25 protein-coding genes are annotated in these 26,835 nt (G+C 67.4%); 12 read left to right on the forward strand and 13 right to left on the reverse strand.

Annotated features, from left to right (window positions below; translation table 11 throughout):
• The first annotated feature begins 100 nt into the window (after window positions 1-100).
• From H7F35_RS18695 to H7F35_RS18720, 6 genes are all read left to right on the forward strand, one after another.
• Window positions 101-994 carry an amino acid ABC transporter substrate-binding protein gene (locus H7F35_RS18695; protein ID WP_187108099.1) on the forward strand — a complete coding sequence of 298 codons (894 nt, stop codon included), beginning with the start codon at window positions 101-103 and terminating at the stop codon, window positions 992-994.
• A gap of 3 nt (window positions 995-997) precedes the next feature.
• Entirely contained in the window at window positions 998-2,299 is a 1,302-nt protein-coding gene (locus H7F35_RS18700; RefSeq protein WP_187108100.1) for an aminotransferase class V-fold PLP-dependent enzyme, read from the forward strand.
• A gap of 66 nt (window positions 2,300-2,365) precedes the next feature.
• On the forward strand, window positions 2,366-3,490 hold the full coding sequence (locus H7F35_RS18705) for a hypothetical protein (RefSeq protein WP_187108101.1): 1,125 nt from the start codon (window positions 2,366-2,368) through the stop codon (window positions 3,488-3,490).
• 17 nt (window positions 3,491-3,507) lie between these two features.
• On the forward strand, window positions 3,508-4,758 hold the full coding sequence (locus H7F35_RS18710) for a toxic anion resistance protein (RefSeq protein WP_187108102.1): 1,251 nt from the start codon (window positions 3,508-3,510) through the stop codon (window positions 4,756-4,758).
• A complete protein-coding gene (locus H7F35_RS18715) occupies window positions 4,755-6,341 on the forward strand; it encodes a vWA domain-containing protein (protein ID WP_261803273.1) in 1,587 nt (528 codons plus the stop codon). The genes H7F35_RS18710 and H7F35_RS18715 overlap by 4 nt, the downstream gene beginning before the upstream one ends.
• Window positions 6,341-6,970 (forward strand): hypothetical protein, encoded by a 630-nt coding sequence (locus H7F35_RS18720; protein WP_187108103.1) that lies wholly within the window; start codon window positions 6,341-6,343, stop codon window positions 6,968-6,970. The genes H7F35_RS18715 and H7F35_RS18720 overlap by 1 nt, the downstream gene beginning before the upstream one ends.
• Window positions 6,971-6,988: 18 nt before the next feature.
• Here the strand turns inward: H7F35_RS18720 and H7F35_RS18725 are convergent, their stop codons facing one another.
• From H7F35_RS18725 to H7F35_RS18750, 6 genes are read right to left on the reverse strand one after another with little or no spacing between them, the layout of a single operon-like run.
• The gene (locus H7F35_RS18725) at window positions 6,989-8,440 is read right to left on the reverse strand and encodes an aldehyde dehydrogenase (RefSeq protein WP_187108104.1); all 1,452 of its coding nucleotides are present in this window, start codon (window positions 8,438-8,440) and stop codon (window positions 6,989-6,991) included.
• Between the two features lie 41 nt (window positions 8,441-8,481).
• On the reverse strand, window positions 8,482-9,198 hold the full coding sequence (locus tag H7F35_RS18730) for an ABC transporter ATP-binding protein (protein ID WP_187108105.1): 717 nt from the start codon (window positions 9,196-9,198) through the stop codon (window positions 8,482-8,484).
• On the reverse strand, window positions 9,195-9,947 hold the full coding sequence (locus H7F35_RS18735) for an ABC transporter ATP-binding protein (protein WP_187108106.1): 753 nt from the start codon (window positions 9,945-9,947) through the stop codon (window positions 9,195-9,197). Before H7F35_RS18735 ends, H7F35_RS18730 begins: the two co-directional genes overlap by 4 nt.
• Complete coding sequence (locus tag H7F35_RS18740) at window positions 9,940-10,875, reverse strand: branched-chain amino acid ABC transporter permease (protein ID WP_187108107.1); 936 nt, start codon at window positions 10,873-10,875, stop codon at window positions 9,940-9,942. The genes H7F35_RS18735 and H7F35_RS18740 overlap by 8 nt, the downstream gene beginning before the upstream one ends.
• Window positions 10,872-11,750, reverse strand: coding sequence for a branched-chain amino acid ABC transporter permease (locus tag H7F35_RS18745; RefSeq protein WP_187108108.1), 879 nt, complete (start codon window positions 11,748-11,750; stop codon window positions 10,872-10,874). Before H7F35_RS18745 ends, H7F35_RS18740 begins: the two co-directional genes overlap by 4 nt.
• 4 nt (window positions 11,751-11,754) lie before the next feature.
• A complete protein-coding gene (locus H7F35_RS18750; RefSeq protein WP_187108109.1) occupies window positions 11,755-12,954 on the reverse strand; it encodes an amino acid ABC transporter substrate-binding protein in 1,200 nt (399 codons plus the stop codon).
• Window positions 12,955-13,166: 212 nt separating this feature from the next.
• On the opposite strand from H7F35_RS18750, the gene H7F35_RS18755 reads away from it, so the two are divergent.
• Window positions 13,167-14,123 (forward strand): helix-turn-helix domain-containing protein, encoded by a 957-nt coding sequence (locus H7F35_RS18755; RefSeq protein WP_187108110.1) that lies wholly within the window; start codon window positions 13,167-13,169, stop codon window positions 14,121-14,123.
• On the opposite strand, the gene H7F35_RS18760 is transcribed toward H7F35_RS18755, so the two are convergent.
• From H7F35_RS18760 to H7F35_RS18770, 3 genes are all read right to left on the reverse strand, one after another.
• Window positions 14,098-15,789: a SulP family inorganic anion transporter gene (locus tag H7F35_RS18760; RefSeq protein WP_261803274.1), complete on the reverse strand. Its 1,692-nt coding sequence runs from the start codon at window positions 15,787-15,789 to the stop codon at window positions 14,098-14,100. The genes H7F35_RS18755 and H7F35_RS18760 overlap by 26 nt on opposite strands.
• Window positions 15,786-16,466 carry a ParB-like protein gene (locus H7F35_RS18765; RefSeq protein ID WP_187108111.1) on the reverse strand — a complete coding sequence of 227 codons (681 nt, stop codon included), beginning with the start codon at window positions 16,464-16,466 and terminating at the stop codon, window positions 15,786-15,788. Before H7F35_RS18765 ends, H7F35_RS18760 begins: the two co-directional genes overlap by 4 nt.
• 102 nt (window positions 16,467-16,568) lie before the next feature.
• The gene (locus H7F35_RS18770; RefSeq protein WP_187108112.1) at window positions 16,569-17,483 is read right to left on the reverse strand and encodes a class I SAM-dependent methyltransferase; all 915 of its coding nucleotides are present in this window, start codon (window positions 17,481-17,483) and stop codon (window positions 16,569-16,571) included.
• A 99-nt stretch (window positions 17,484-17,582) separates the two neighbouring features.
• On the opposite strand from H7F35_RS18770, the gene H7F35_RS18775 reads away from it, so the two are divergent.
• The 5 genes from H7F35_RS18775 (at window position 17,583) to H7F35_RS18795 (ending at window position 22,486) form a co-directional block, all read left to right on the forward strand.
• Window positions 17,583-18,560, forward strand: coding sequence for a LysR family transcriptional regulator (locus H7F35_RS18775; RefSeq protein ID WP_187108113.1), 978 nt, complete (start codon window positions 17,583-17,585; stop codon window positions 18,558-18,560).
• A gap of 205 nt (window positions 18,561-18,765) precedes the next feature.
• Window positions 18,766-19,491, forward strand: a complete 726-nt coding sequence (locus H7F35_RS18780) for a hypothetical protein (protein WP_261803275.1) — start codon at window positions 18,766-18,768, stop codon at window positions 19,489-19,491.
• A gap of 58 nt (window positions 19,492-19,549) precedes the next feature.
• On the forward strand, window positions 19,550-20,023 hold the full coding sequence (locus H7F35_RS18785; protein ID WP_187108114.1) for a hypothetical protein: 474 nt from the start codon (window positions 19,550-19,552) through the stop codon (window positions 20,021-20,023).
• 232 nt (window positions 20,024-20,255) lie between these two features.
• The gene (locus H7F35_RS18790; RefSeq protein WP_187114337.1) at window positions 20,256-21,815 is read left to right on the forward strand and encodes a TerC family protein; all 1,560 of its coding nucleotides are present in this window, start codon (window positions 20,256-20,258) and stop codon (window positions 21,813-21,815) included.
• A 62-nt stretch (window positions 21,816-21,877) separates the two neighbouring features.
• Window positions 21,878-22,486: a flavin reductase family protein gene (locus tag H7F35_RS18795; RefSeq protein ID WP_187108115.1), complete on the forward strand. Its 609-nt coding sequence runs from the start codon at window positions 21,878-21,880 to the stop codon at window positions 22,484-22,486.
• 14 nt (window positions 22,487-22,500) lie between these two features.
• On the opposite strand, the gene H7F35_RS18800 is transcribed toward H7F35_RS18795, so the two are convergent.
• From H7F35_RS18800 to H7F35_RS18815, 4 genes are all read right to left on the reverse strand, one after another.
• On the reverse strand, window positions 22,501-23,304 hold the full coding sequence (locus H7F35_RS18800; protein WP_187108116.1) for a CPBP family intramembrane glutamic endopeptidase: 804 nt from the start codon (window positions 23,302-23,304) through the stop codon (window positions 22,501-22,503).
• 66 nt (window positions 23,305-23,370) lie between these two features.
• On the reverse strand, window positions 23,371-24,168 hold the full coding sequence (locus H7F35_RS18805; RefSeq protein WP_261803276.1) for a ChbG/HpnK family deacetylase: 798 nt from the start codon (window positions 24,166-24,168) through the stop codon (window positions 23,371-23,373).
• 61 nt (window positions 24,169-24,229) lie between these two features.
• Window positions 24,230-25,846, reverse strand: a complete 1,617-nt coding sequence (locus H7F35_RS18810; protein ID WP_187108118.1) for an ArnT family glycosyltransferase — start codon at window positions 25,844-25,846, stop codon at window positions 24,230-24,232.
• On the reverse strand, window positions 25,843-26,811 hold the full coding sequence (locus H7F35_RS18815; RefSeq protein ID WP_410010794.1) for a glycosyltransferase family 2 protein: 969 nt from the start codon (window positions 26,809-26,811) through the stop codon (window positions 25,843-25,845). Before H7F35_RS18815 ends, H7F35_RS18810 begins: the two co-directional genes overlap by 4 nt.
• Window positions 26,812-26,835: the final 24 nt, after the last annotated feature.

A 26,835-nucleotide genomic window follows, 5' to 3' on the forward strand; every position in this document is an offset into this window, starting at 1 on the left:
TTTGTTCATGTGATTCGATCACAAAAAATCGCTTTTAGAAATTCATCGACACACCGAAGATTCGCGCCAGGCCCCGTCATTGCAAACCAAGGAATACACCATGGACTTCAAACTGCCTCTCGCGTCAGCACTCGCCCTTGTCTTCGCATGCGGCGCCGCCAGCGCCCAGGACGGCGGCACCCTGCAGAAGATCAAGGAGAGCGGCACCGTCCAGATCGGCGCGCGCGACAGCCAGATCCCGTTCTCGTACAAGCTCAGCGCCGACGCCGCGCCCATTGGCTTCACCAACGACATCTGCCTGAAGATCGTCGACGCCATCAAGGCCAAACTGGGCCTGCCGAAGATCGAGGTGCGCTACACCATGCTCAACTCGACCAACCGCATTCCGCTGCTGCAGAATGGCACGGTCGACCTCGATTGCGCGACCACCACCAACACCACGCAGCGCCAGGCGCAGGTCGACTTCGCGCCCAGCCACTTCGTGACCAACATCACCGCCGCGGTGAAGAAGGCCTCGGGCATCAATTCGCTGGCCGACCTCAACGGCAAGAACGTGGCCACCGTCTCGGGCAGCACCTCGATCCAGCTGCTGCGCGGCGCGCGCAAGAACGGCACCATCGAAGTGAACGAGATCGCCGGCAAGGACACCTCCGACGGCTTCCTGCTGCTGTCCACCGGCCGCGCCGACGCCTATGTGCTCGACGACGTGCAACTCGCCGGCATGGTCGCCAGCGCCACCAACCCGGGCGAGTACAAGCTGCTGAAGGAGTCGCTGCGCCAGGAGCCCTACGGGATCATGTTGCGCAAGGACGACCCGCAGTTCAAGGCGCTGGTCGACGAGACCGTCACCGGCCTCATGAAGTCGGGCGCCATCGAGCAGCTCTACACCAAGTGGTTCATGTCGCCGATCCCGCCGAAGAACGCGAACCTGAACTTCCCGATGTCGGACGCGGTGCGCGAGATCTACAAGAACCCCAACAACAAGGGCGTCTGATCAATGGTTTCCAAGCTTTTGAACCGCACCCGTGGCGAGGCCTTTTCCAGCGTGCTGATGCGCGAGGTCAAGCAGCGCTTTCTGCTGGTCGACCATGACCATCACGGCCGCGAGCGGCTCTACTTCGACAACGCGGGCGGCTCGTTCCGCCTGAAGGCGGCGGTCGAGCGCTTCGCGCAGGTCGATGCCATTCCCGACAACGCCGAACGCATCCATGCCACCGCCGTCGAGCTGCAGGACATCCAGGCCAGGGGCAGCGCGGACCTGCGCACCATCCTCAATGCGCAAGGCGGCAGCGTGTACGCCTCGCTTACCGCATCGGGTGCCATGTTCGACATGGTGCGCGCGGTGGCCGAGAACGTGCCGGGCACGAACATGGTCACGACCGTGCTGGAGCATCCCTCGGCCTTCGACGCGATGAGCCTCTATGCCGACCGGCTCGGCCGTGAGCTGCGCGTGGCGCCCAGCAACCCGGTCACCGGCGGCGTCGATGTCGATGCGATCGTGGGGCTGGTCGACCAGGGCACCTGCCTGCTCAACGTGATCTATGCGTCGAACATCTCCGGCGCCAAGCTCGACATCGAGGAGATCGTGCGCCGCGCGCGTGCCATCAAGCCTGACCTGTACATCGTGGTGGACGCGGTGCAGCATGCGCCACATGGCCTGATCGACCTGCAGAAGACGCCGGTGGACGGCATCAACATCGCGCCCTACAAGTTCTTCGGCTGCCGGGGCTCGGGCCTGACGTGGGTGTCCGACCGCGCGGCCGTGCTGCCGCACCACAAGCTGGCGGGCAAGAAGCCCGACTACTGGGACCTGGGCAGCGCCGCGCCGTGGCAGTTCGCCGTGCTCACCGAGATCGTCGACTACGTGTGCTGGCTCGGCAGCCATTTCACCGACGCCACCGACCGCCGTGCGCTGTTCGTCGCAGGCATCACCCACATCGAGCTGCACGAACGCGCGCTGCTCGCCACGCTGCTCGAAGGCACTCCCAACGCCACCGGCCTGCGCGAGATAAAGGGCGTGAACGTCTTCCTCGACCATGAAGACCTGAGCAAGCGCGACCTGATCCTGGGCATCGGCTTCGACCGCATCGACTGCACGCAGGCGGTGGTCGAGTACGGAAAGCGCGGCGTGACGGTCTACGAGCGCGTGGCGACCAGCATCTACTCGAAGCGCATGCTCGAATCCTTTGGCCTGGCGGGCACCGTGCGCGTGTCGCCGCTGCATTGCAACTCGATTGCCGACATGGAGAAATTCCTGCGCATCACGCGCGAGATCGCCGCTGACATCGGGGTGTCATAAACCGTCATATTCGGTCGGTAGGATGTTTCTCGCCTCCCGCTCACAGGGAGGTGAGGAGCATGAGATTTGGAAATTCGAAAGCTGATCGCGCCGGTGCTGGCCGTGGTGCTGCTGGCGGCGGTCGCGTCCGGTGTCTGGTACTCCAACACCCGCCTGCACGATGAATCGGCCACTGCCGCCGCCACCCGGATCGAGCAGGACAAGCAGGTCACGCTGCGTGGCCTGATCGGTTCCGAAAAGGAAGCCTTCTTCGCCGACCCGCGCGTGCAGAAGGCGCTGGCGGCGCAGGGCATCACCGTCACGGTCGAGAAGGCCGGCTCGCGTGCCATTGCCAGCCGCTACGACGCCAGCAAGTTCGACTTCGGCTTTCCCTCGGGCGCGCCCGCGGCGGCACAGCTCAAGTCGCTGGCCAAGGCACCGAACGTCTTCAACCCGTTCTACACGCCGATCGTGCTCGCAAGCTGGCGGCCGATTGCCGAGATCCTCGTAGCCAACGGCATCGCGCAGAAGCAGGGCGACTTCTACTACGTCGTCGACCTACCGGGCCTGATGGCCATGATCGAGAAGGGCACGCGCTGGAAAGAGCTGAAGGCCAGCAGCGCCTTTGCCACCAGCAAATCGCTGCTGATCAACTCGACCGACGTTCGCACCTCCAACTCGGCCGCGATGTACCTCGCGCTCGCAAGCTACCTGGCCAACAACCAGCAGATCGTGCAGAGCCAGGAAGACGTGGACCGCGTCATGCCCGTGGTCGCGCCGCTGTTCCTGCGCCAGGGCTTCCAGGAGCAGTCGTCGGCTGGCCCGTTCGAGGACTACCTCGCGCTCGGCATGGGCAAGGCGCCGCTGCTGGTGGCCTACGAGTCGCAGATGGTCGAGTTCTGGCTCAAGAACCCCGACCGGCTCAAGAGCGACATGGTGCTGCTCTACCCCAAGCCCACCGTCTTCTCCAAGCATGTGCTGGTGCCCTACACGCCCGGTGGCGTGCGGCTCGGCGCCGCGCTGGAGAACGACCCTGCACTGCGCGAGCTGGCGCACGAATACGGCTACCGCACCGGCGGCGACACCAAGGGCCCCGAGACCTGGGCCGCGCGCGGCGTGAAGGTGCCCGAGGTGCTGGTCGACGTGATCGACCCGCCCAGCTTCGAGTGGCTGGAACGAATGACCGTGGGCATCGAAGCCCGCTTCAAGTAATGAATCAAGGAACCCTCATGAACGCGCCTGTCACCGCAACGACCACCACCACGGCCTCCGCGCCAGTCGAACTCCTGCCGCCTCAGGCCTTCACGCTCGAGCCGCCAGCCGCCGTCGCGGTGGTGCCGGTGGAATCCGCCAGCGGCAAGGTGCGGCTGAAGCCCGAGGAGGTGGCCGAACTCGACGCGCAGGTGGCGCGCTTCATCGACGACATCACCCAGCACGACAGCCAGCATCCGCAGTTCAAGGAAGCGGTGGAGCGCATCCACTCGATGGGCACCAAGGACATCGAGGCTTCGGCTTCGGTTTCCAACCGCATGCTCGAGCGGCCCGTGGGTTCGCTGCGCAACGGCCTGTTCGACAAGGGCGCGCAGATCGGCCAGTCGCTGATCGACCTGCGCCATCGGGTGGAAGACCTCGACCCGTCGAAGCAGGGCGACCTGTTCTCGGCGCGCAAGCTGCTGGGCATCATTCCGCTGGGCAACAAGCTGCTGGCCTACTTCGAGCGCTACCAGTCCTCGCAGACGCACCTGAACGCGATCATCGAGTCGCTCAAGCGCGGCAAGGACGAACTGCTGCGCGACAACACCGCCATCGAGCAGGAAAAGGTCAACCTCTGGACGCTGATGGAGCGGCTGGAAAAATACGTGCACATCGGCAAGGCGCTCGATGGCCAGCTCGACGCCAAGGCGCGCGAACTCGAAGTGACCGACCCCGAAAAGGCCCGCGTGGTGCGCGAGGAAATGCTGTTCTACGCACGCCAGAAGGTCACCGACCTTCTCACGCAGCTCGCGGTCAACATCCAGGGCTACCTGGCGCTGGACATGATCCGCAAGAACAACCTGGAGCTGATGAAGGGCGTGGACCGCGCCACCACCACCACCGTGGCTGCGCTGCGCACCGCCGTGATCGTGGCGCAGGCGCTGTCCAACCAGAAGCTGGTGCTCGACCAGATCAGCGCGCTGAACGCGACCACCGGCAACCTGATCGCCAGCACCAGCGAGATGCTGCGCGACCAGAGCAGCGCCATCCACCAGCAGGCCGCGTCGAGCACCATCGAGATCGCCAAGCTGCAGCAGGCCTTTGCCAACATCTACCAGACCATGGACACGATCGCCGACTTCAAGAGCCGCGCGCTCGATTCGATGCAGACCACGGTGGACACGCTGACCAACGAGGTTGCCAAGAGCCGCACTTACCTGGACCGCGTGCGCCGCCAGGAAACGACCCAGGCGCTGCAGCAGCCACGCGGCGAGGTCTCGCTGTGAGCCTGGCGCGCATGCGCTGGCTGTTCGCGATTGCGCTGCTGGCGATGGGGCTCGCGGCCTGCGAGCCGCAACAGGACGCGCAGGCCACGAAGAGCGCACCGGCGGTGGCGTCGAACGCCGCCTTCACCATCCTCGCGGGCTCGGAACTGAAGGACCTCGAAGGGCCCATCGTCGATGCCGCGAAGGCCGCGGGTGTGGAGGTGAGGCTCTCGTACGCTGGCACGCTGGACATTGTCGAGCGCATCAACGCCGGCGAGCGCTTCGACGCGATCCTGCCGCCCAACGGCGCCTACCCCGCGCTCGCGTTGCAGACGAAGCCGCTGGCGCGTGACAAGCTCTTCTATTCGCGCATTGCGCTCGGCGTGAAGAACGCCAAGGCAGCGCAGCTCGGCTGGACCAAGCGCCCGCCCGGCTGGGCCGAGATCGCCAAGGCCGCGGGCAGCGGCCAGTTGCGCTACGGCATGACCAACGCCACCAGCTCCAACACCGGCATGAGCGCGCTGTTCGCGGTGGCGTCCGCACTCGCGGGCAAGACCGAAGACCTGAGCGCGCAAGACGTCGACGGCAAGACGCTCAAGGCTTTTCTCTCGGGCCAGAAGCTCACCGCCGGCAGCTCCGGCTGGCTGGCCGAGGCGTACATCAAAGACCCGTCCGCCATCGACGCGATGGTGAACTACGAAGCCGTGATCCTGCGCACCAACGAGAAGCTGCCCGCCGCCGACCAGCTCACGCTGATCTATCCGCGCGACGGCATGATCTCGGCCGACTACCCGCTGATGCTGCTCAACGCCGACAAGCGCGAGGCCTACACCCAACTCGTGGCCACGCTCAAGGCCGCGCCGTTCCAGCGCGATGCGCTCTCCGCTGCCTTCCTTCGCCCTGCCAACCCCGAGGTGGCTGCCGCCAGCGCCTTGCCCACGGCCGCTGTGGCAGAGCTGGGCTTTCCCAACCGGCTGGAAGTGATCGACGCAGTGCTCGGCACCTACCAGTCGCAATGGCGCAAGCCCGCCACCTCGATCTTCGTGCTCGACCTCAGCGGCTCGATGTCGGGCAAACGCCTGGAATCGATGCGTGAGGCACTCAAGCTGCTCTCGGGCGCCGATGCAGCCACGACAGCCAGCGCGCGCTACAGCGCCTTCCAGAGCCGCGAACGCGTGGTGCTGATTCCGTTCGCCACCCAGGTGTCGGCGCCTGTGTGGGTGCGCTTCGATGCCGACCAGATCGATGCCGCGCGCACCGAGCTGCGCCGCCAGGCCGATGCGATGCAGGCCGATGGCGGCACCGCGATCTACTCCGCGCTCGCCGCCGCCGAAGACCTCGCGCGGCAAGAGCAGCAGCGCGAGCCCGACCGCTTCGTCAGCATCGTGCTGCTGACCGACGGCGAGAACAACTCGGGCCTGAAGCTGCACGAGTTCCGCGAGCGTTACGCGCGCGGCCTGCCGGCGCGCATCTTTCCGATCCTGTTCGGCGAGGGCAACGTGTCCGAGATGCAGCAGATCGCGCTGCTCTCGGGCGGCCGCGAGTTCGACGGCCGCAAGCTGCAACTGGGCCAGGTGTTCAAGGAAATCCGGGGCTACCAGTGATGCCGGAGCGTTCGCTGAAGCTGCGGGCGCTGCTGTTCCTGTACGGCAACGCCAACATCCTGGGCTGCGCGCTGGCGCTGATGGGGCCGGCCCTGCTGTTCGCGGGCGTCATCGATCGCGGATGGCTGCTGATCACTGCCGGCCTGTACGTGGCCGGCTGGCTGCTGGGCCGCAAGGCGCCCGAACTGGAGCGCCGCATCGAAGACAGCTTGAGCGTGGAGCAGACACTGGAACGCCTCGACCGCGTGGTGGCGCAGGCACAGCCGCACCTGACCGAGGACATGCGCAAGAGCCTGGACAGTGTGCGCGGCTCGGTGGGCGAGGTGCTGCCGCGGCTGGTGGGCGCGCGCTCGAATGGCGACGACCTGTTCACCGTGCGCGAGACCGTGCTGCGCTACCTGCCCGAGACGCTGGCCAACTACGTTGCATTGCCGCCCGCCTTTCGCATCACGCATGCCGTGAAAGACGGCAAGACCGCACGCCAGTTGCTCGGCGAACAACTGGGCCTGCTCGACGGCAAGCTGCGCGAGATCGTGGCCAACGTGGCCTCCAGCGATGCGGCTGCGCTGGTGGCCAATGGGCAGTTCCTGGAGAAGAAATTTCGCCAGCCGGACTTCCTGGCGGGTTGAGACCCGCCGGCCCGGCCATCAGAACGGGTAGTGGCGCGGTGTTGTCTGCAACGTGATCCAGCGCAGCTCCGTGAACGCTTCCACACCGGCCCGCCCGCCGAAGCGGCCGTAACCCGAGGCCTTGACGCCGCCGAAAGGCATCTGCGCCTCGTCGTGCACGGTGGGGCCGTTCACATGGCAGATGCCGGCTTCGATGCGCTGCGCCACGTTCCATGCGCGTGCCACATCGCGGCCGAACACGGCCGATGAAAGACCGAACTCGTTGTCGTTGGCAATGGCCACGGCTTCTTCCACGCCGCTGACGCGCACCACGGCCTTCACCGGTCCAAAGGATTCCTCGCGGTAGATATCCATGGCCGGTGTCACGTGGTCGAGCACCGTCGCAGGCATCAGCGTATTGCTCGCCTTGCCGCCGCACACCAGCTTGGCACCCTTGGCCAGCGCGTCGTCGATGAGCGCGTTGCAGCGCTTCACCGTGCTCATGTCGACCACCGAGCCGAGCACCACCGGCCCTTCGCGCGGATCGCCCAGCGGCAGCGCCTGCGCGCGGGCCGCGAACTTGGCGACAAATTCATCGGCAATGGCGTTGTCGACCACGATGCGCTCGGTCGACATGCAGATCTGGCCGGAGTTGGCGAAGGAGCCGAAGATCGCGGCGTTGACCGCGGCGTCGATGTCGGCATCGTCCAGCACCACGAAGGGCGCCTTGCCGCCGAGTTCGAGCACGGCGGGCTTCAGGTACTTGGCGCAGGTCTGCGCGATGAGCTTGCCGACGCGCGTCGAGCCGGTGAAGTTGACGCGGCGCACGGCCGGGTGCGCCACCATCGCCTCGACCACGGCGCCGGCATCGGCCGGCGCGTTGGTGACGAAGTTCACCGTGCCCTTGGGCAGGCCGGCTTCGGCCAGCGCTTCGATGATGAGCGCATGCGTCTCGGGGCACAGCTCCGAGCCCTTGAGCACCACGGTGTTGCCGCAGGCCAGCGGCGTCGCGATGGCGCGGGTGGCCAGGATCACCGGCGCGTTCCACGGCGCAATGCCGATCACCACGCCGGCCGCCTGCCGCACGCCCATGGCGAGGCTGCCGGGCACGTCGGACGGGATCACTTCGCCGCTGATCTGCGTGGTGAGCGAGGCGGCTTCGGTGAGGATGCCGGCCGCCAGATGCACGTTGAAGCCGGCCCACAGCGCCGAGGCGCCGGTCTCGCGTGCCATCGCCTGGATGAAGGCATCGGCGCGCGATTCGAGCGCGTGCGCGGCCTTCAGCAGCAGGGCCCTGCGCGCACCGGGACCGGTCTGCGACCAGGTGGCGAAGGCGCGGTGCGCGGCCTCGACAGCGGCGACTGCATCGGCCGGCGTGCCTGCGGGGGCGCGCGTGGCGATGCCGCCGTCCAGCGGATTGCGGCGCTCGAAGGTGGCGCCGCCGGTGGCGGCGCGATGCTCGCCGTCGATGAACATGGAGATGTCGGTCATGAGGTGTCCTTCGGAGAAAAGGGAGTGGATGAATGAATGGATCAGGCGACGCCCAGGTAGGCCTGGCGCACCACGTCGGAATGCAGCAGGGCCTGTGCTTCGCCCGAGGCGACGACGCGGCCGCGTTCGAGCACATAGCCACGGTCCGCGGCCTGCAGCGCCTTGCGCACGTTCTGCTCGACCATCAGCACGGTCACGCCCTGCGACGCGATGCGGCGCACGATGGCGAGCAGCTCGTCAACCATGCGCGGCGCAAGGCCGAGCGAAGGCTCGTCGAGCATCAGCAGGCGCGGCCCGCTCATCATGGCGCGCGCCACCGCCACCATCTGCTGCTCGCCGCCACTCATGGTGCCGGCCAGTTGCGTGGCGCGTTCCTTCAGGCGCGGAAAGTCGTCGAAGGCACGCGCGAGGCGTTCGGCGCGCAGCCGCGCGGGAATGAGCCAGCCGCCGAGTTCGAGGTTCTCGGTGACGGTCATCTGCGGAAAAAGCTGGCGGCCTTCGGCCACCAGCGCCAGGCCGCGTCGCACGCAGGCCGTGGCTTCGCCGGAAGGCAGCGCGGCGCCGTCGAGCAGCGCCTCGCCCGAGCGCGGCAGCAGTCCGGCCAGTGCCTTCAGCAGCGTGGTCTTGCCCGCGCCGTTGGGCCCGAGTACGACGGTGATGCCGGGCGACACATCGAGGTCCATGCCCTGAATCACTTGAAAGCCGTGATAGCCGGCAGAGAGACCGCGCACGGTCAGTTGGCTTGCGGCGGTGCTCATGCCGTGGCCTCCATCTCGTCGCCCAGATAGGCCTCGACCACTTCGGCATTGCGCACGACTTCGGCGGGTGTGCCGTCGGCGATCTTGCGGCCCTGGTGCAGCACCAGCACGCGTTCGACGTACTTCAGCAGCGTGGCGACCGCATGCTCGATCCACACGACCGTGAGGCCGTGTTCGTCGCGCAGCCGGCGAATGCGCCGCGCCATCGCATCGACCTCGATTTCGGTCAGGCCCGCCGCCACTTCGTCGAGCAGCAGCACGCGCGGCCGGGTGCCCAGCGCCATGCCGATCTCCAGCAGGCGTTGCTGCGATGGCGTCACGTCGGCGGCGATGTTCTTCGCCAGGCCACCGAGGCCCAGCATGTCGAGAATTTCGCCGGTGCTGCCCAGTCCCGCGATGGGCACCCGATGGCGTCCCGCGAACTGCATGCCGAAGCGCACGTTGTCTTCGAGCGTCATGTCGGCCATGACGCGTGGCGTCTGGAAGGTGCGCGCGATGCCGTGCGCCGCATACAGGTGCGGGCCGCGCCGCGTGAGGTCGACGTTGCCTTCCACCAGCAGTCGGCCCGAGGTCGGCATGACCACGCCAGAGATCGCGTTGAAGAAGGTCGTCTTGCCCGCGCCGTTCGGCCCGATGATGCCGACCAGCTCGCCCGCATGCAGCGTCGCGCTGACCGCGTCCACGGCGGTGAGGCCGCCGAAGCGCACGGTGAGTTCGCGGGCTTCGAGAAGAAGAGGGCGCTCATTCATGGCCGTGCCTCCGCAGCGCCGCCGCCTTGCGCTGCCACAGCGACGCGAGGCCGTTGGGCAGGTACATCACGCACAGGATCAGCAGCAGCCCCAGAACCATCATGTAGCCGTAGGGAAGTTGCAGCCGCAGCGTTTCCGACAGCAGGCTGAACACGATGGCCGCGGCCACCGGCCCGCCGATGCTGGCAGCGCCGCCGATCATCGCGATCAGCACGGTCTGGAAGCCGATGAAGGGGCTGAACACTGCCGGCGGATCGATGTAGGTCCAACGCACCGCCATCGCCGCGCCGACCGCGCCGGCAAACGCGGCGGTGAGCGCGAAGCCCATGATCTTCACGCGGCGCGTATCGACACCGAGCGTCTGCGCACGCTGCTCGTCGGCACCGATGCCGGCCAGCGCCAGCCCGAAGCGGCTGCGCTTGACCAGCAGCGCCGTTGCAATGGCCGCGCCCGCGATCGCCAGCACCGTGAGGTACACCGCCTCGTTCGACGGCACCACGGTCAGTACGCGGCCGACCGTGCCCGACACCTGCTTCTCGACGAAGGTCACGGCATGGCGGATCAGCTCCGTCATGCCGAAGGTCAGCACCGCGAAGTAGGTGCCGCGCAAATGCAGCACCGCCGCACCCATCACCGCGGCCACCACACTGGCGATGGCCGCGCCGCACAGGATGACCAGCGGCCACGGCAGCACGTCGAGCAGCGTGGCACTGGCATAGGCGCCGAGCCCGAAGAAGGCAGAGGTGGCGAGCGACAGGTAGCGCGTGGCACCGCAGAACAGCGACCAGCTCGTGGCCAGCGCGATGTACATCAGGCAACCGAGCGCCACCGAGGCCACGAACTCCGATGCGATCCACGGCACGGCGGCCGCCAGCACGAGGCCGATGGCCAGCACCCACCACGGCTTGTTTTGAAAGAGGGAGATCATCTGCGGGAAAACAGTCCGTTGGGCCGCCAGATCAGCACACCGATGAACACGGCATACGACAGCAGCATCTTGAGCGAGGGGCTCGTGTAGTACATGCCCAGCGCTTCCACCACACCCAGCAGCAGGCCGCCGACGAGGCTGCCCGCGATGCTGCCGAAGCCGCCGAGCGTGATGACGATCAGGGCCGTCACCGTGTAGGGCTCGCCCATCGAGGGCGAGATTTCGTAAGTCATCGACAGCAGCGCGCCGGCCACGCCCGACAGGCCCAGGCCGATGCCGAACATCAGCGGATGCAGCCGCTTGGTGTTGATGCCCACGAGCTGCGCGCCGGTGGGCGACTGCATCAGCGCGCGCACCGCCTTGCCCAGCAGCGTGAGCTTGAGCAGCGCGATGAGCCCGAGGCTCAGCGCCAGCGCCACGCCGAACAGCACCAGCTTGTTGGCGGTGAAGCGCATCTCGCCGAACTGCACCGGCTCGGCCAGGTAGTCGTAGCCGCGCAGGTCGCCGCCCCAGATCAGCAGCGCGGTGTTCTGCACCAGGAACATCAGGCCGAAGCCCACCATCAGGCTGCGCGCCTCGAACACATCGACGTTGGGTGCGCGTGCCGCCACCTGCCGGAAGCACAGCCAATGCACCGCCATGCCCAGCACCATCAGCACCGCGAAGGCCACCGGCATGAAGACCAGCGGCGAGATGCCGAAGGCCGTGTGCGCCCACCACGTGAGAAAGGCGCCCAGCATCAGGAACTCGCCGTGCGAGATGTTCATGATGCGCATCAGCCCGTACTGCAGGTTCAGCCCGATGGCGACCAGCGCATAGATGCCGCCGGTGATCAATCCGCCGGCCAGAAGCTCGGCCCATCCAGTGAATGACACGCTGTTATTTCCAGGCCGGCTTGGGCATCAGTTGCGCGGTGGCGCGGTCTTTCGGCCAGACCACTTCGAAGTCGCTGCCCTGCCATTGCGCGACGGTACCGGGAATGGATGCGTTCTCGCTGCCCTCGAAACGGATCGGGCCGAGGATGGTCTTGAACTCGTTCTTTGCGATCTGCTCGCGCAGCGCCTTGCGGTCCAGGCCCACCTTCTCCACCGCCTGCTGAAGAATCTGCAGCCCGGCCCATGCATGGCCGCTGGCCCAGCGGTCGGGTTCCTTGCCGAACTTCTTGGTGTGCGCGTCGAAATACGCCTTGGCCTCGGGGCTGGTCTTGCTGTTCCACGAGCCCATGCCGATCACGCCTTCGGTGTTGGCCGCCATCACGTTCTTGTAGAGCTGGAAGGCGGTGCCCACCGAGGCGTAGAAGTACTTGGGGTTGAAGCCCACCTCGCGCGACTGGCGGCTCGCCAGGATGGTGTCCGGCGGGTAGGTGATGCCGATGAAGGCGTCGGGATTCAGGTCCTTCATGGTGCGCAGCACCGGCGCGAGGTCTTTCACGCCCAGCGGATAGCTCTTGCGGTCGAGCACCTGGATACTGGTCTTCTTCAGCGCGGCGTTGAGCGCGGCGAAGTTCTCCAGCCCGAACAGGTCGTCCATGTAGACGATGGTGATGGTCTTCACGTTGTTCGCCACCAGCATGTCGACCAGCGCGCCCATCATCTTGTCGGGCTGCTGCAGCAACGAGAAGAAGAAGGGCAGGTGCATGTCGATCAGCTTGCGCGACAGGGCCGTGGGTGCCAGCAGCGGATAGCCGAAGCGGTTGGCCAGCGGGGCCACCGCGAAGTTGGCACCCGAACCCCAGGGCGGCAGCACCAGGTCGACCTTGTCGCTGCCCATGAGTTTTTCAAAGGTGCGCACGCAGGTCTCGGTCTCGCTGCGGTCGTCGTAGCCGATCAGCTCGATGGGGCGCTTGGCGCCCTTCACCGACAGGCCGCCTGCGGCATTGACCTGCTCGGCCCACAGCAGGTAGTTGGGTTCCTGGCTCACCTGTGCGCCGGCTGCCCACGGGCCGGTGCGCGCGATGGCGTAGCCGATGCGCACGGGGCCGCCTGTACTGTTTTGTGCGAACAGTTGCGGCGCGACGGCGGCCGCGCCGAGCGCAGTGGCGGTGCCCTTGATCCAGTGGCGGCGATTGGGGTGAAGCATGGAAGTCTCCTCCGGGCGTCGACATGCGCCCGCTGCCCGGAATCGTAGAAATGCGGGCCTTCGGGTGCTGTGCCTGCCGCGCACAAAGCACTTGACGCAGCGTGCACGCGCCTAGTGGTTAACCCGAAATCCCTTGGGACTTGAAGGCGCTTCACAATGCGCGGCACCCCGGCTCCGTGTTGAAATCTTTCGTTCTCGCCGTCCTTGCCTGCATGACCGCCTCCCTGCTCCTGTCCACCGACCAGATCCCGCCGAAGGAGCGCGGGCCGCTGTGGTGCGAGTGGGTGTGGCGCCATTTCGGCGGCCTGGGCTCCGACCTGTACGACGACAGCGAATTCGACGGCCACCTTGCGGCCTCGCACGCGGGCGACGTGATCCTCACGCGGCTCGAAGCCAACCGGCACCGCGTGCTGCGCACCACGCAGATGGCACGCATGAGCGAAGCGCCCTACCTGAAGATCGTCGCGCCCTGGCAGGGTTCGGCCGAGGTCACGCAGCGTGGCCGCGCAGCAGCGGTGCGTTCAGGCGGATGGACGCTCTACGACACCACCGCCGACTACACCGTGGCCAACCCCGAGCGCAGCGACCACCTGATCGTGATGCTGCCGAAGGACCAGCTCGCCACGCCTGCATTGCCGCTCAACGACCTCGTGGCGCGCCGCATCGGCGGGGGCAGCGGCATCTCGCGCGTGGCGCTGGAGACCATGCGCAGCACCTACCTGGAGCTGCCCTTCATGAGCGAAGCCGCCGCGCGTGGCGCGGGCGAGTTGCTGATCCAGTTGGTGCGCTTGTCGCTGATGGAACTCGCGGGGCAGGAAACACCGCAGACCCAACGCGAAGCGCTGAAAGACCGCATCCGCCGCCACGTCGCGCAGAACCTGCACGACCCGGCCCTGTCGATCGACAGCATGGCGCAGGCCCTGCGCTGCAGCAAGCGCCTGCTGCACAGCGCCTTTGCGGGTGACGACGAAACGCTGACCGGCTACATCCAGCACCAGCGGTTGGCCGTCAGCATCCGCGAACTGCTCGACCCAGCGAACGCGACACGCTCCATCACCGACATCGCGCTGGCCGCCGGCTTCGGCAACCTCTCGCATTTCAGCCGCGTGTTCCGCGAGCACACGGGCGGCAGCCCGAGCGAGTTCAGGCGGCAGGCGGCGCAGCGCTGACGGCTGCTGCTGCTGCTGCTGCTGCTGCTGTGGCGTTGCCTGCGTTCGGCGGCGACACCTCCACCGCATCGTCCACGCTCCACGGCGCATACACCTCTGCCTTCAGGTCGGGCGAATCGACCTTGGCGAGCAGGTCGCGCACGTTGTCCTTCACGCGTGCCAGCGACAGGCGCGCGCCGCGCACGCGCACGTAGGCGGCAAAGTCGCACATCGCCTCGATGCTGGTGGCGTCCAGGTCCGGCGATTCCTCCAGGCTCAGCACCATGCGCTGCAGCGCCGGCGTGGCATCGACGCGGGCGCGGATCGACGCGAACACCGCATCCGCATTGCCGAAGAACAGTGGCACCTCGGGCCGCGCGATGAGCACGCCGGGCGGCACCACGGCCTCGGGGTGGCGGCCAGTGTCGACATAGTCGTGGCTCTGGCCTAGCCGGCCGAGCCAGCTCACGGTGGTGCGCGAGAAGCCGCGCAGCAGCATCAACAGGCTCACGCCGATGGCGGCCAGCAGACCGTCGAGCACGCCCAGCAGCAGCACCGCCGCGACGGCGACCAATGCCACCAGCCGGTCGCGCCGCCAATGGAAGTACGGCCGCAGCGACGAAGGGTTCAGCGAATGGCTCACCGCGTTGATGACGATGGCGGCGAGCAGCGGCTCCGGCGTGTGCGCGATCCACGGCAGCAGCGTGAGCACGGCCACCAGCACCACCAGTCCCGCCACGATGCCCGCCGCGCGGCTCTGCGCGCCGGCCGATTCGTTGGCCGAGGTGGCCGAGTAGCCCGCGCCCACCGGCATGCCCTGGAACAGCGCGGACAGCAGGTTCGCGCCGCCCAGCGCGAGCAGGTCGCGGTTGGCCGACACGTTGTCGCCGTGGCGCATCGCGAAGGTGCGGATCGAACCATAGGACTCGGCATAGAGGATCAGCGCCATCGCAAAGGCCAGCTCGCCCAGCCCCAGCCATTGCGTGCGGTCCAGCGAAGGCACGCCCGGGTGCGAGAAGTCGAGCGAGATCGGCCCGACCGCCGCCACGCCCCAGGCATGGCACAGCCCGCTCACGTCGAGTGCGATGCCGCACACGATCACCAGCAGCGCCGCTGGCACCGCGCGCCAGCGTGCCAGCCCGCGCAGCAGCACCAGCGCGGCCAGCGCCATCGCTGCGCCGGCCAGGTTCCAGTGCCGCCACTCGGACACGAGGCCCGCGATGAGCCGGAAGAAGTCGCTGTGCGCTGGCTGCACCGCCAGCACCTTCGGCAACTGCTTGATCACGATGGTCAGCGCCAGCCCGAGCGCGAAGCCGCGCAGCACCGGCTTGGCGATCAAGCTCGACACCGCGCCGAGCTTGGCGATGCCCGCAATCACGAAGAAGACACCGGCCAGCAGCACGATGCCCGCGCCCAGCGCCAGGCGCGTGGGGGTATCGACGCCGGGAATCGAGGTGGTGGCCGCGAACAGCACCGCAGCCGACGACGAGGTGGCCGAGACGATCGCAAAGCGGCTGCTGCCGAAGATGCCGTAGACCAGAAGGCCCGCGAAGAGCGCGATCACACCTGCCTGCGGCGGCAGCCCCGCGATGCCCGAATAGGCCACCGCTTCGGGCAGCAGCAGGCCCGCGATGGACACGCCCGCCACCAGGTCGGCGATGCTGGGCCGGCGTGGGGTGGCGTTCACGGTGCGGACTTGTGGTGGTCGTCGGCCGGGGCCATCACCGCAACGGGCGTGGCGCTGATCACGCCGGTCCAGCCCGGCAGGTAGCGTGCGGCGGCGGCGCGCGCGAGCGCCACGGCCTTGTCGATGGTGGCCTGCGGCAATGGCTCGGTGGCCGAAGGCTGGAGCTTCTTCACGGGCAACAGCGGGCGGAAATGATCGGCCCACAGAAACTCCGCATACGGCGCCGCATCTTTCGCATAGCCGCCGGCCTTGCGCACGAAGCCGGCCAGCGCGCGGTACGGGTCGTCGCGCATCTTCGCCACGCTGGCGGGGATCGCGCTGAACTCGCGCCGCTTGCCCTTCTCATCGAACGGATGTGCCCAACGGTGGAACTCCATGAGCCGCCAGAACTGCTCGCCCTTGACCTCGGAAAGATCGTCGAGCTGCATCACCCACACCTTGTCGACCGACTCTTCATGCAGCGCACGCCCGAGGTGATGGTGGTCGACGATGTAGTAGCGCCCACCCGGCCCACGCACGGCCGGAAACCAGTGCGCGGCCAGCGTGCGCTCGCGCTCCTTGCGCTTGAGCTGGCTCCACTGCGTGCGCTTGGTCGCTACCTCCGCACCGCCGACGGTGATCTGGGTCGGGTGGAGTTCGTCGAGGGCGACGGAGATCAGGTTCGGTTTGGCGGTCATGGCAAGGCCTCTTGTTGTGGTTGTGGGAACCGGTGGCAGCGCGTCGGCAGCCATCATCGCCATCGACAAGCTGCGCCACAAGTGGCCCGCACGCTAGCAGCCTCAGGCGGACCGGAACCTGACGGCATGCGCGACGTGCGCGGCTCCCGCGGGCTGGAAGCCATTGACGCCCGTGGCGTCGTAGCGCGCCAGGGCCTGGTGGCCGTCCATGTCCTCTTTCAGCGCGAAGCCCGTCTCCAGAAGCAGCGTCTTCAGGCCCGCCGGATCGAAGCCCGAGAGGAAAGCCTCGCCGACCGCCGATACCTCGCTCTGCAGCTTGCGGAACGGTTCGGCGTTCAGGTGGCCGGGGCGCAGGGCCGCTTCGTCGATGTAGGTGAAGACCAGTTCGCTGCTTTCCGGGGCGCAAGAGGCAATCGCATGCAGCGCGGCAAGGTTGGACTGACGCGTGAGGTACACGGTGACGCCGAGCCACGAGAAGAAGCTCGGTTGCGTCGACTGGAAAGGCGATCGCGCGAGGGCGGTGCCGAGGTCTTCGACCGACAGGTCCGCCTCGATGAAATGCACCGAGGCCGATTCGGCAATGCCGCAGTCCCGCAGGCGCTGGCGCTTCAGTTGCTGTGTGGCCGGGTGATCGACTTCGTAGATGGTCAGGCCTTCGGCCCACGCGGGGCGGCGGCAGACGAAGCTGTCGAAGCCCGCACCGACGATCACGTACTGGCCGATGCCCCGGGCCACGGCGTTCCTCAGTGCGTCTTCGGTGTAGCGCGAGCGCAGGATGACATCGGGATACGCGGCGTTGGCGTGCAGTGCCGCATCGAGCATCTGGTCGGGCGTTGCGACGGTATCCGAAGCATCGCGCTGGGCCAGCGCCCGCTCGCGAAAGGCCGCGCGCGCGGCCTCCGGAACAAGGCGGTCGCCCCACGGATCGTCCAGCAGCGGGGCCGGGTCGCTGCGCGAATGAAGGGCCCGCATGAGCGAGGTGGCGAGGGCGGTGCGGCTGGCATGCGATGGGTTCACTGAAGAGGCTCCGGCGTTGAGAGGGCGCGAAGTGTCGGGCCGCGCGATGGATATGTACAGTGCATTGTTCAAAGCAATGACCTGCACGAGATGAATTCCATGGACCTGAACCTACTGACAGCACTCGACGCATTGCTGAGCACCGCCAGCGTAAGCGCCGCCGCCGAGCGCATGCACCTGAGCGCGCCGGCCATGAGCCACACGCTGGCTCGCATCCGCGAGGCGCTGGGCGACCCGATCCTCGTGCGTGCCGGCCGCAAGCTGGTGCCGACGCCGCGCGCGGTGGCCCTGCGCGAGCCCGTGCGTCGCTTGATCGCCGATGCCCGCCTGCTGATGCAGCCCGACGGCGGCGTACCGCTGGCGCGCGTAGCGCGCGAGTTCACGGTGCGCGCGCCCGAAGGCATGGGCATCGTCTACGGGGCGACCTTGCTGGCCGCGTTGCGGCGCGATATTCCACTGGCACGCCTGCGCTTCATTCCCGAAAGCGACAGCGATGCGATGGCTCTGCGAGAAGGCCGCATCGACCTCGATGTGGGAGCGCTGTTCGACAAAAGTCCGGAGATCCAGACCGCGCTGCTGTACGAGCAGCGCATCGTCGGCGTGGTCGGGGCAGGGCATGAGTTGCTGAAGGCGCGCATCACGCCCAAGCGCCTGGCGGCCCAGCAGCATGTGGCGGTCACCCGGCGCGCCAAGTCCGTCGAACCCATCGACAGCCTTCTCGCGGAACAAGGCTGCGTACGGCAGATCGCGTTGACTGTGCCCAGTGCCTACGGCGCATTGATGGCAGCCGCGCGCTCGTCGCTGGTGGCCTGCGTACCCGAACCCCTGGCGCGCACCATCGCGGCGAGCCTGGGCCTGGAAATATTCAAGTTGCCGGTGGCCGTTCCCCTCGAACAGGTGCTGCAGGCCTGGCATCCGCGCGATGACGTGGACCCGGCGCATCGCTGTCTTCGCGACTGTGTCGCGGCCGTGTCCAAGGACGCGCGCTTCGGTCCGCTCAAGGGCCGCGATACGCAGGGCCCGATGCGCGGTCGTGCAATTGCGGCGCATCGCGCGCTTGTTGCGCAGGCGTCATGAATGCTTAAGCAGCGGTTGTGCCGAGGTAAGCGCAAAAATTAATTCTTCCTAATTAGTTGCTTCTTCAATACACGTTTTTCATTCGCAAAAAGAGGCATCGGACGACACCTCGGGCCTCACGCGCGACGCATCGCGCTGGTATGGTTGCGCGCACAGTTTTTTGTTCACGCCACCACGCCCGTTGTCGACGCATTGGGCCATTCACATGCCCATTCGTCACGCCCGAATCTTTCCGCGCTACGCGTTCTACTGTGTGCTGGCCGGCCTTGCCGCGATCTATGTCTTCTGCGCCATGATGCTGGTGCCGGCGAAGATCTACATCCTTCCTTATCTGATCACCGCGGACTTCGTTCGCTACAAGGGCGCCTTCTTCGTGCTGGTGTTGGCGATCCCCGCCGCGATCTACCTGATCTTCTGGAAGGGCAGCGACTTCCTCGCTTGGTGGCGCACGCCGAAGGTGCTGACGGTCGGCGCGCACGGCATGCAACTGGGTGCCGACACCATCGCCTTCGCGGACGTGGCCCGCCTGCGTCATCGCCACAACCGCAACCATGTGCTGATCACCACGCGCAACGGCAAGACGCTGCGGCTGCGGCTGGACCTGTGGGACAACGCACCCGCGCTGGTCGCCGAAGTGGAAGAGGCCATCAGCGAGGTGCTGCGGCACGACGTCGACCGCCGCGTGCATGCCGGGGACACCGTGGCCTTCGGCGCGCTCGGCCTGAACGCCGAGGGCCTGGTGCACAAGGGCCAGCTCATTGCATGGTCGAGCATCGACACCATCCGCACGCAGTCCGATGAAGAGGGCATGGACGTGGACGAGCACCTCGTGATCGTCGCCAACGGCAAGGCCCGCAAGATCGATCGCTCGAAGATCGACAACGAGCCCGTGCTGATGGCTTGCCTCATGCAGCATCTTCCCGCTGCCTGAGCTCTTCTTTTTTTCTCCGTCCTTCAACCACTCCAACACACAAAAGCGAATCAGGAAAATGGAAATCTACAGCTCCACCAGCCAGCAGGAAAAGACCCGCCAGGACCGTCCGGTCTTCTACTCCCGTTCGCGCCTGATCGCCGGTGCCATCCTCTGGGTGGTGGTGGCGTGCGTGCTGGCCGTTCTCTGCATTCGCGCGCAGGACAAGAACATCGGCATCCTCATTGCGGCGGCGTTCGGTCTGCTTGCGGCATGGCTGGCCTTCAAGTGCATCCGGCAACTGGGCAACATTGCGACGCCCGCGTTCGTCGTGGGCCACCAGGGCCTGACTTTCGAGAACGGCCTGCTGATTCCATGGCAGAACATCGTCGAGAACATCTGGGTCAACCAGAGCTACATGGGCATTCCCATCGGCAAGCAGATCCAGATCAAGACCGACCTGCCCAAGCCGAAGGCGCGTGTGCTGCGCCGCGCGACCGCGCTGCAGATTTCGGGCGACGAATACCTCGCGCTGTGCGACGCCTATCGTTGATTCGCAGAGGCCGAAAACCCCTTGGCACCAGGGCGTCAAAACGGGGTTCGATAGACTGCGGGGGTGAAATCCTCTTCAGAGCCTCCCAGTAGGTCGCTGGCCTGCGCCAGCTTTTGCCTGCACCGCTGCGTTGCCAACAACGCCTTCGCAGCGAATTTCCTCCCCGCCTTTTTCCTGTCGCCCGACATGGCTCGCGCCATGCCGGGCCGCACCTGCTTGCGCGCTTTCCATGATTGAACTCCTCTCCGACCCCGCCGCCTGGATCGGTCTCCTGACGCTGGTCGTCCTGGAGATCGTGCTGGGCATCGACAACCTGATCTTCATTGCGATCCTCGCGGAGAAGCTGCCACCGCACCAGCGCGACAGGGCGCGGCTCATCGGCCTGAGCCTGGCGCTGTTCATGCGACTGGCGTTGCTGTCGATCGTTTCGTGGCTGGTCACGCTGACCACGCCGCTGTTCAGCGTGTTCGGCCAGGGCTTCTCGGGCCGAGACCTGATCCTGCTGCTGGGGGGATTCTTCCTGTTGTTCAAGGCAACGTCCGAGTTGCATGAGCGGCTGGAGGGCGTGACGCACACGGCCAGCGGCTCCACGGTCTATGCGGGCTTCGCGCTGGTGGTCACGCAGATCGTGGTGCTCGACGCCGTGTTCTCGCTCGACGCGGTGATCACCGCCGTGGGCATGGTGGAGCACCTGCCGGTGATGATGGCGGCCGTCGTCATTTCCATCGGCATCATGCTGTGGGCATCGAAGCCGCTCACGCGCTTCGTCAACGCGCACCCGACCGTGGTGGTGCTGTGCCTGAGCTTCCTGCTGATGATCGGCCTGAGCCTGGTGGCCGAGGGCCTGGGCTTCCACATCCCCAAGGGCTACCTGTATGGCGCCATCGGCTTCTCCGTGATGATCGAGACGCTGAACCAGTGGGCCAAGCGCAATGCGTTGCGGCACGAGGCGCGCCGGCCCCTGCGCGACCGCACGGCCGAATCCATCATCCGGCTGCTGGGTGGCCGTGCGCCCGGCGAGCCGGTGCCGGCGGGCGGCGTATCCGGTGCGGCATCGGCGGCGCAGCCTGCCTTTGCCGTCGAAGAGCGCAACATGGTCAGCGGCGTGCTGTCGCTGGCCGATCGCAATGTGCGCTCGGTGATGACGCCGCGCGCCGACATCTCGTGGGTCGACCTGAACGACGACCCCGACGCGGTGCGCGAGCAGCTGCTCGACACGCCGCATGGCATCTTCCCCGTGTGCCGTGGCTCGCTCGACGACGTGGTCGGCGTGGCGCGCGCAAAGGACCTGCTGGGCCACCTGCTGCGCGACGGAAAGATCGACGAGCGCGGCGGCCTGCGCGCGCCGATCTACGTGCCCGAATCCACCACCGTGATCCGCCTCATCGACACGCTGCGCGGTGCGCGCGGACAGCTCGCACTGGTCAACGACGAGCACGGCATGCTGACCGGCGTGGTCACGCCCATCGACGTGCTGGAAGCGATCGCCGGCGAGTTCCCCGATGAAGACGAGACGCTGGAGATCCTGCAGACCGCCCCCGACGCATGGACCGTGTCCGGCAGTGCCGATCTGCACCTGCTGGAGCAGGCGCTGCAGACCCATGGCCTCGTGAGCGAGGACGACAGCTACACCTCGGTCGCGGGCTTTCTGCTGGCCCGCTTCGACGGGCTGCCGCCGGTCAAGGCGACCTGGGTGCACGACGGGTACGAGTTCGTCGTGACCGACGTGGACGCGCAGCGCATCAGGACGGTGGCCGTTCGGCGGCTGCCAATGCCGGAAGCCGGGGCCTGACGCGGCCAAGCCGATTTGGTAGGCTGGCGCGCTTCCATCCCAGCAACTTTCATCCCACGCGCATGAATGCCTCCCACCGCCGGCCGGTTCCGTTGAACAAGGCCTACCGCTTGCTGAACCACGGCCCCACCGTGCTCGTGAGTGCCGCGCACGGCGGCCAGCGCAACATCATGGCCGCGGCCTGGGCCATGCCGCTGGACTTCGATCCGCCCAAGGTGGCCGTGGTGCTCGACAAAAGCACCTGGACGCGCGTGCTGCTCGAAGGCGCAGGCAGCTTCGCGCTGCAGGTGCCGACGCGCGCGCAGCTCGACCTGACCGAAGCACTGGGCAACAGCTCGGGCCGCGAGATCGTCGAGCGCGCGGGGCATGACAAGTTCGCGGCCTACGGCCTGCAGACCTTCGCGGGTGTGGCGACCGATGCGCCGCTGCTCGAAGACTGCGTGGCCTGGCTCGAATGCCGGCTGCTGCCCGAGCCACCGATCCAGCAGCGCTACGACCTGTTCCTCGGCGAAGTGATCGCGGCGCAGGCCGATGCCCGCGTGTTCGCCGATGGGCGCTGGAATTTCACCGGCCATGACGAACTGCGCACGCTGCACCATGTGGCGGGCGGGCACTTCATCGTCGACGGCGAGGCGGTCGATGCGCGGCCGCTGCCGCCTGTGGGCGGCTAGAGAGGGCGAAAAAGCTAGGGAGTGGTGCCGCGCGCGGCAGGCACCACCAGCATCTGCCGCAAGGCCAGCGCACCGCAGGCGGCGGCTAGCGTTGCCAGCAGCAAGGCCCACAGCATGCGTTGCGGCGACGCGGCGCTGAGCCAGTCGCCCAGCAGCAGGGTGGCGGTGTTGTAGGTGGCATGCAGGGCGATGCAGGGAATGAGCGAGCGCGTGCGCTCGTACAGCCACGCGAGCACCACGCCCATCACGAAGCCGACCACGAACTGGTAGATGTTCATGTGCGCCGCGCCGAACAGCAGCGCTGACATGCAGATGGCCTGCCACCGCGAATAGCGCTGCAGGAAACCGCGCAGCACGATGCCGCGGAACAGCATTTCTTCCAGCAGCGGCGCCATGACGCACACCGCCAGCACGGCCGCGACGCTGCCGTCGGCCATGCGGCTGAACAGCGACTCTTCCCAGGGCGAGAGCGGCATGACCCGCATCATCAGGTTCAGCGCCGAGGTGATGGTGAGCAGCAGCGCGGGCACGAGCAGCAACACTGGCGGCACCACGAGCATCAGCATGGCCCCGGCGGAGGTGGGGGAGCGGTGGAACAGCTCGCGGTAGGTGAGCTTCTGGAAATGCATCACCACCACGAACACGCAGCCGTTGCCCAGCACGGCCGAGAGCACGCCGATCTGCATGCCGTTCAGGCCGAGCAGTCCGTTGGCGTCCCGCAGCGCGGCGCCAACGACCAGCTCGCACAGGAACAGCGCCAGGAACAGGAGGGCGGCTTGTGCCGCCGAGGGAAAGGCCGCGCTTTTCGGGGAGTGCATGGATCTCGGACGCGTGGCGCTCAGGGGGAAGGGGAGGCGCGCATGTTACCTACCGCCGCGCCGGCGCTATGCGGGAGCCAGTTCTCCCCGCCCGAAGAGTTGCGACAACGGTGCCAGCGCGACCTCGCCCAGCCGCCCCTGTACCGGAAACGCCAGGCGCTGCAGCGCCGTGTATTCGCGCAGCCGGGCCGAGCCATGCGGGTCGCTCGGCAGGTTGGCGCCGGCGGAGGGGTGGCACATCAGCACGTCGCCCGTGCGGCATCCGGAGAGCCATTCGGACAGTCGCGCCTCGTAGCCCTGCGTGTCGCCCGAAAAATCGTAGACACCCAGCAGGCGGCGGCTCACGGGAATCCCGCGCTTCCGGGCGAGCGCGGCCAGCCGCGCGCCGCCCAGCGCGTGGATGACCTGGGCCTTCAGCCGTTCGGGGCCGTGGCGCCAGACGGGCGCGGTGTAGCGGACCCACGGCGGCGAGGCGGGGTAGCGCCGCGCGATTTCCTCGACCAGCAGATCCCGCACGACCGGAAACTGATGCACGTGCCGATGCCCATCGACGAACGCGGGCGCCCGGCCCATGGCGTCTTCGAAGCGGTTGAGCTGGTCGCGGATGTCCGCATGGAGCGCCGGCGTGAACACCGTGCGCGTGTAGGTCCGCGCGAGCAGCCCGAACAGGCCGGGCTCGAAGCCGTCGGCCGTCTCGGGACGCGTGAGGTCCAGGTGCAGGCCGGTGTCCAGCCGCGCGGGATCGATGCGTTTGAGCGCCTTCGCTCCGTCGGTCCAGGCGCTGCGGCGCACCATGCAGCTGGTCGCGGAAATCTTCCCCTGTGCGGCGAGATCGAGCACGGCCGCATTGATGCCCGTGCTCATTCCGAAATCGTCCGCGCAGATGCACAGGTAGCGGGTCGCGGGCCCCGAAGGGCCGGAAGTCTCAGTCGTCGCCATTCGTTCCAGTTGCAGGTTGGGGTGTGGGTTGAGGGAATGAAGGCGTGGGCGCGGCGGTCTCGACGTCCAGGCAGCGCGGGTCGCTTGTGGCGCTGCCCGCGAAGCGCCATGCCGCGACGCTCTGGTGAGCCGCGACCAATTGCGCGTGAGTCAGCCAGGGGTTCGTGAGCTGTGAATTGCTCGGCCCCACCAGCCAGGTGGTGTGCGGCACGCACAGCGTGGCGGCGAGCTGCGTACGGTCGACCAGCGTGCTGGCGGCGCGCGCGGGTTCGAAGCGGCCGGCATCCACGATTTCCTTGCGCCAGTTGTCGCGGGTGTCGGTGGCCGCCGCCTTCCAGTCGTCCAGCACCAGCACCGGCTTGCGCAGGTTCCAGTAGAACGGTATCTCGTAGAAGTAGCTGTCGAGCATCAGCACCTGGTCGTCGGCGGCCACGGCCTGGCCCGCAGGCAAGCGCAGCCGGGTGGCGGGTGGCGCTTCGTAGATCGTGATGGCGGCCACGCAGGCCACGCACACGGCCGCAGAAGCCAGCGTCGTTGCGCGCAACCTGGGCAGCAGCGCTTCCATCGACCGGCCCGCCAGCACGCGCTGCGCGATCAGGTAGGCCAGCGGCGGCAGCGCCGGCAGCACATAGCCCACCAGCTTGGAGCGCGGCAGCGAGAAGAAGACCACGATCACCGCGAGCCAGATCCACATCAGCCAGTCGATGTCGGACAGCCGGGGCCGCGCGTCCCCGTCCTTGCGCCGGGGCACCAGCACCCAGGCGAACCATGGCAGCGTGAAGCCCGCCAGCACCGGCAGGTAGAACCAGAAGCCGTGCTGGTTGTTGAAGCCCGAGGACGCGAAGCGCCGAAAGTGCTGCGTGATGACGAAGTAGTCGAAGAACTCCGGGTACTTCATCTGCATCGCCACGAACCACGGGCCGGCCACCAGCAGCAGGAGGGCCCAGCCGGGCAGCCAGACCGACAGCCGCAGCACGGCCGCTCTGCGCGTGACCAAGCACCAGATCAGCAGCACGCCCACGGGCAGCACCACGCCGATCAGCCCCTTGGCCAGCAGCCCGGCCGCGGCGAACAGGTAGGCACCCGCCAGCAACGCCCGCCAGGGCTCGGCGCGTTCCCGGGCCAGCGCCGCCGCGGCAGCCAGCAGCACGGTGGCCGAGATGCAGCCGGCCACCAGCATGTCGAGGTTTGCGAACTGCGCGCCCAGGAAGAAGAAGGGCGTGGTCACGAGCACCACGGTGGACAGCAGCGCCTGCCGCACCGTCGACCACCGGCGCAGGAAGAGGAACAGTGCCGAAGCCGCCACGCCCGCGCCCAATATGGAGGGCAGCCGCGCCGCCCATTCCACCGGCCCCGTCACCGCCATCGCGGCCGCGCCGATCCAGTAGAACAGCGGCGGCTTGTGGAAGAAGGGCAGGCCGTCGAGCCGGGGCACCAGCCAGTCGCCGGAATGCAGCATCGACAGCGCGACGCTGGCATAGCGGCCTTCGTCGGGCGCCATCAGCGGGCGCGCCCAGGCCGTCACCAGGAGCCAGGCGAAGATCGCGGCGATGAGCCACAGGGGCTGCGGCGACGTCCACCGGCCATTGCCGGTCCGCTTCATGTCTCTTCGACCTCGAGCCCGCTGCCGTGCTCGCGACGCACCACGTACAGCGGGCGGCCCTTGACCTCTTCGTAGATGCGCGCGATGTACTCGCCCACGATGCCGGTGGAGATCATCTGGATGCCGATGAAGAACATCAGGCTCACGACGATGGTGGTCCAGCCCGAGACCGAGTTGCCGAACAGCAGGTGGTCCACGGCCACGTAGGCGCCATAGGCGAAGGCCGGCACCGCGAGCAGCAGGCCCACCACGCTGACCAGGCGCAGCGGCCAGGTGGTGAAGGCGGTGAGCCCGTCGATGGCCAGGCTCAGCAGCCGCCGAGCGTTGAACGTGGTGGTGCCTTCGGCGCGCGGCGCGGGCGTGTAGGGCAAGGCCACGGCCCGAAAGCCGACCCACGCGTACAGGCCCTTCATGAAGCGGCTGCGCTCGGGCAGGCTCATCAATGCATCGACCACCTTGCGGTCCATCAGGCGGAAGTCGCCCGCGTCCTTGGGCACCTCGAAGCGGTCGGAGGAATTGACGAACTTGTAGAACAGCTTGCTGCCGATCTGCTTGAAGCGGCTCTCGTCGCTGCGCTCCTGGCGCACGGCGTACACCACCTCGGCGCCGGCCACCCACTGCGCGATCATGGCGTGGATGAGTTCGGGCGTATGTTGCAGGTCGCCGTCGAGCAGCACCACCGCATCGCCGTTGGCGGCGGCAAGGCCGGCGGTGAGCGCGGCTTCCTTGCCGAAATTGCGCGACAGAGAGATGCAGCGAAAGCCCGACAGCTCGCACCACGCCTGCGCGACGGCGGCGGTGTCGTCGGTGCTGCCGTCGTCCACCACGATGATTTCCCAGCGCAGCCGCGTGGCCCAGAGGATGTCTTCGAGCAGGGGCAGCAGGTGCCGCAGGTTGGCGGCTTCGTTGTAGCAGGGGATCACGCACGAGATGCTGCGCGCCTGTGTGTCTGCCGTCGCCGGCATGGCGGCTTGCGGCGTGGTTTCCGT

The sequence above is a fragment of the Variovorax sp. PAMC26660 genome (genome assembly GCF_014302995.1).
In the GTDB taxonomy this organism is placed as follows: Bacteria; Pseudomonadota; Gammaproteobacteria; order Burkholderiales; family Burkholderiaceae_C; genus Variovorax.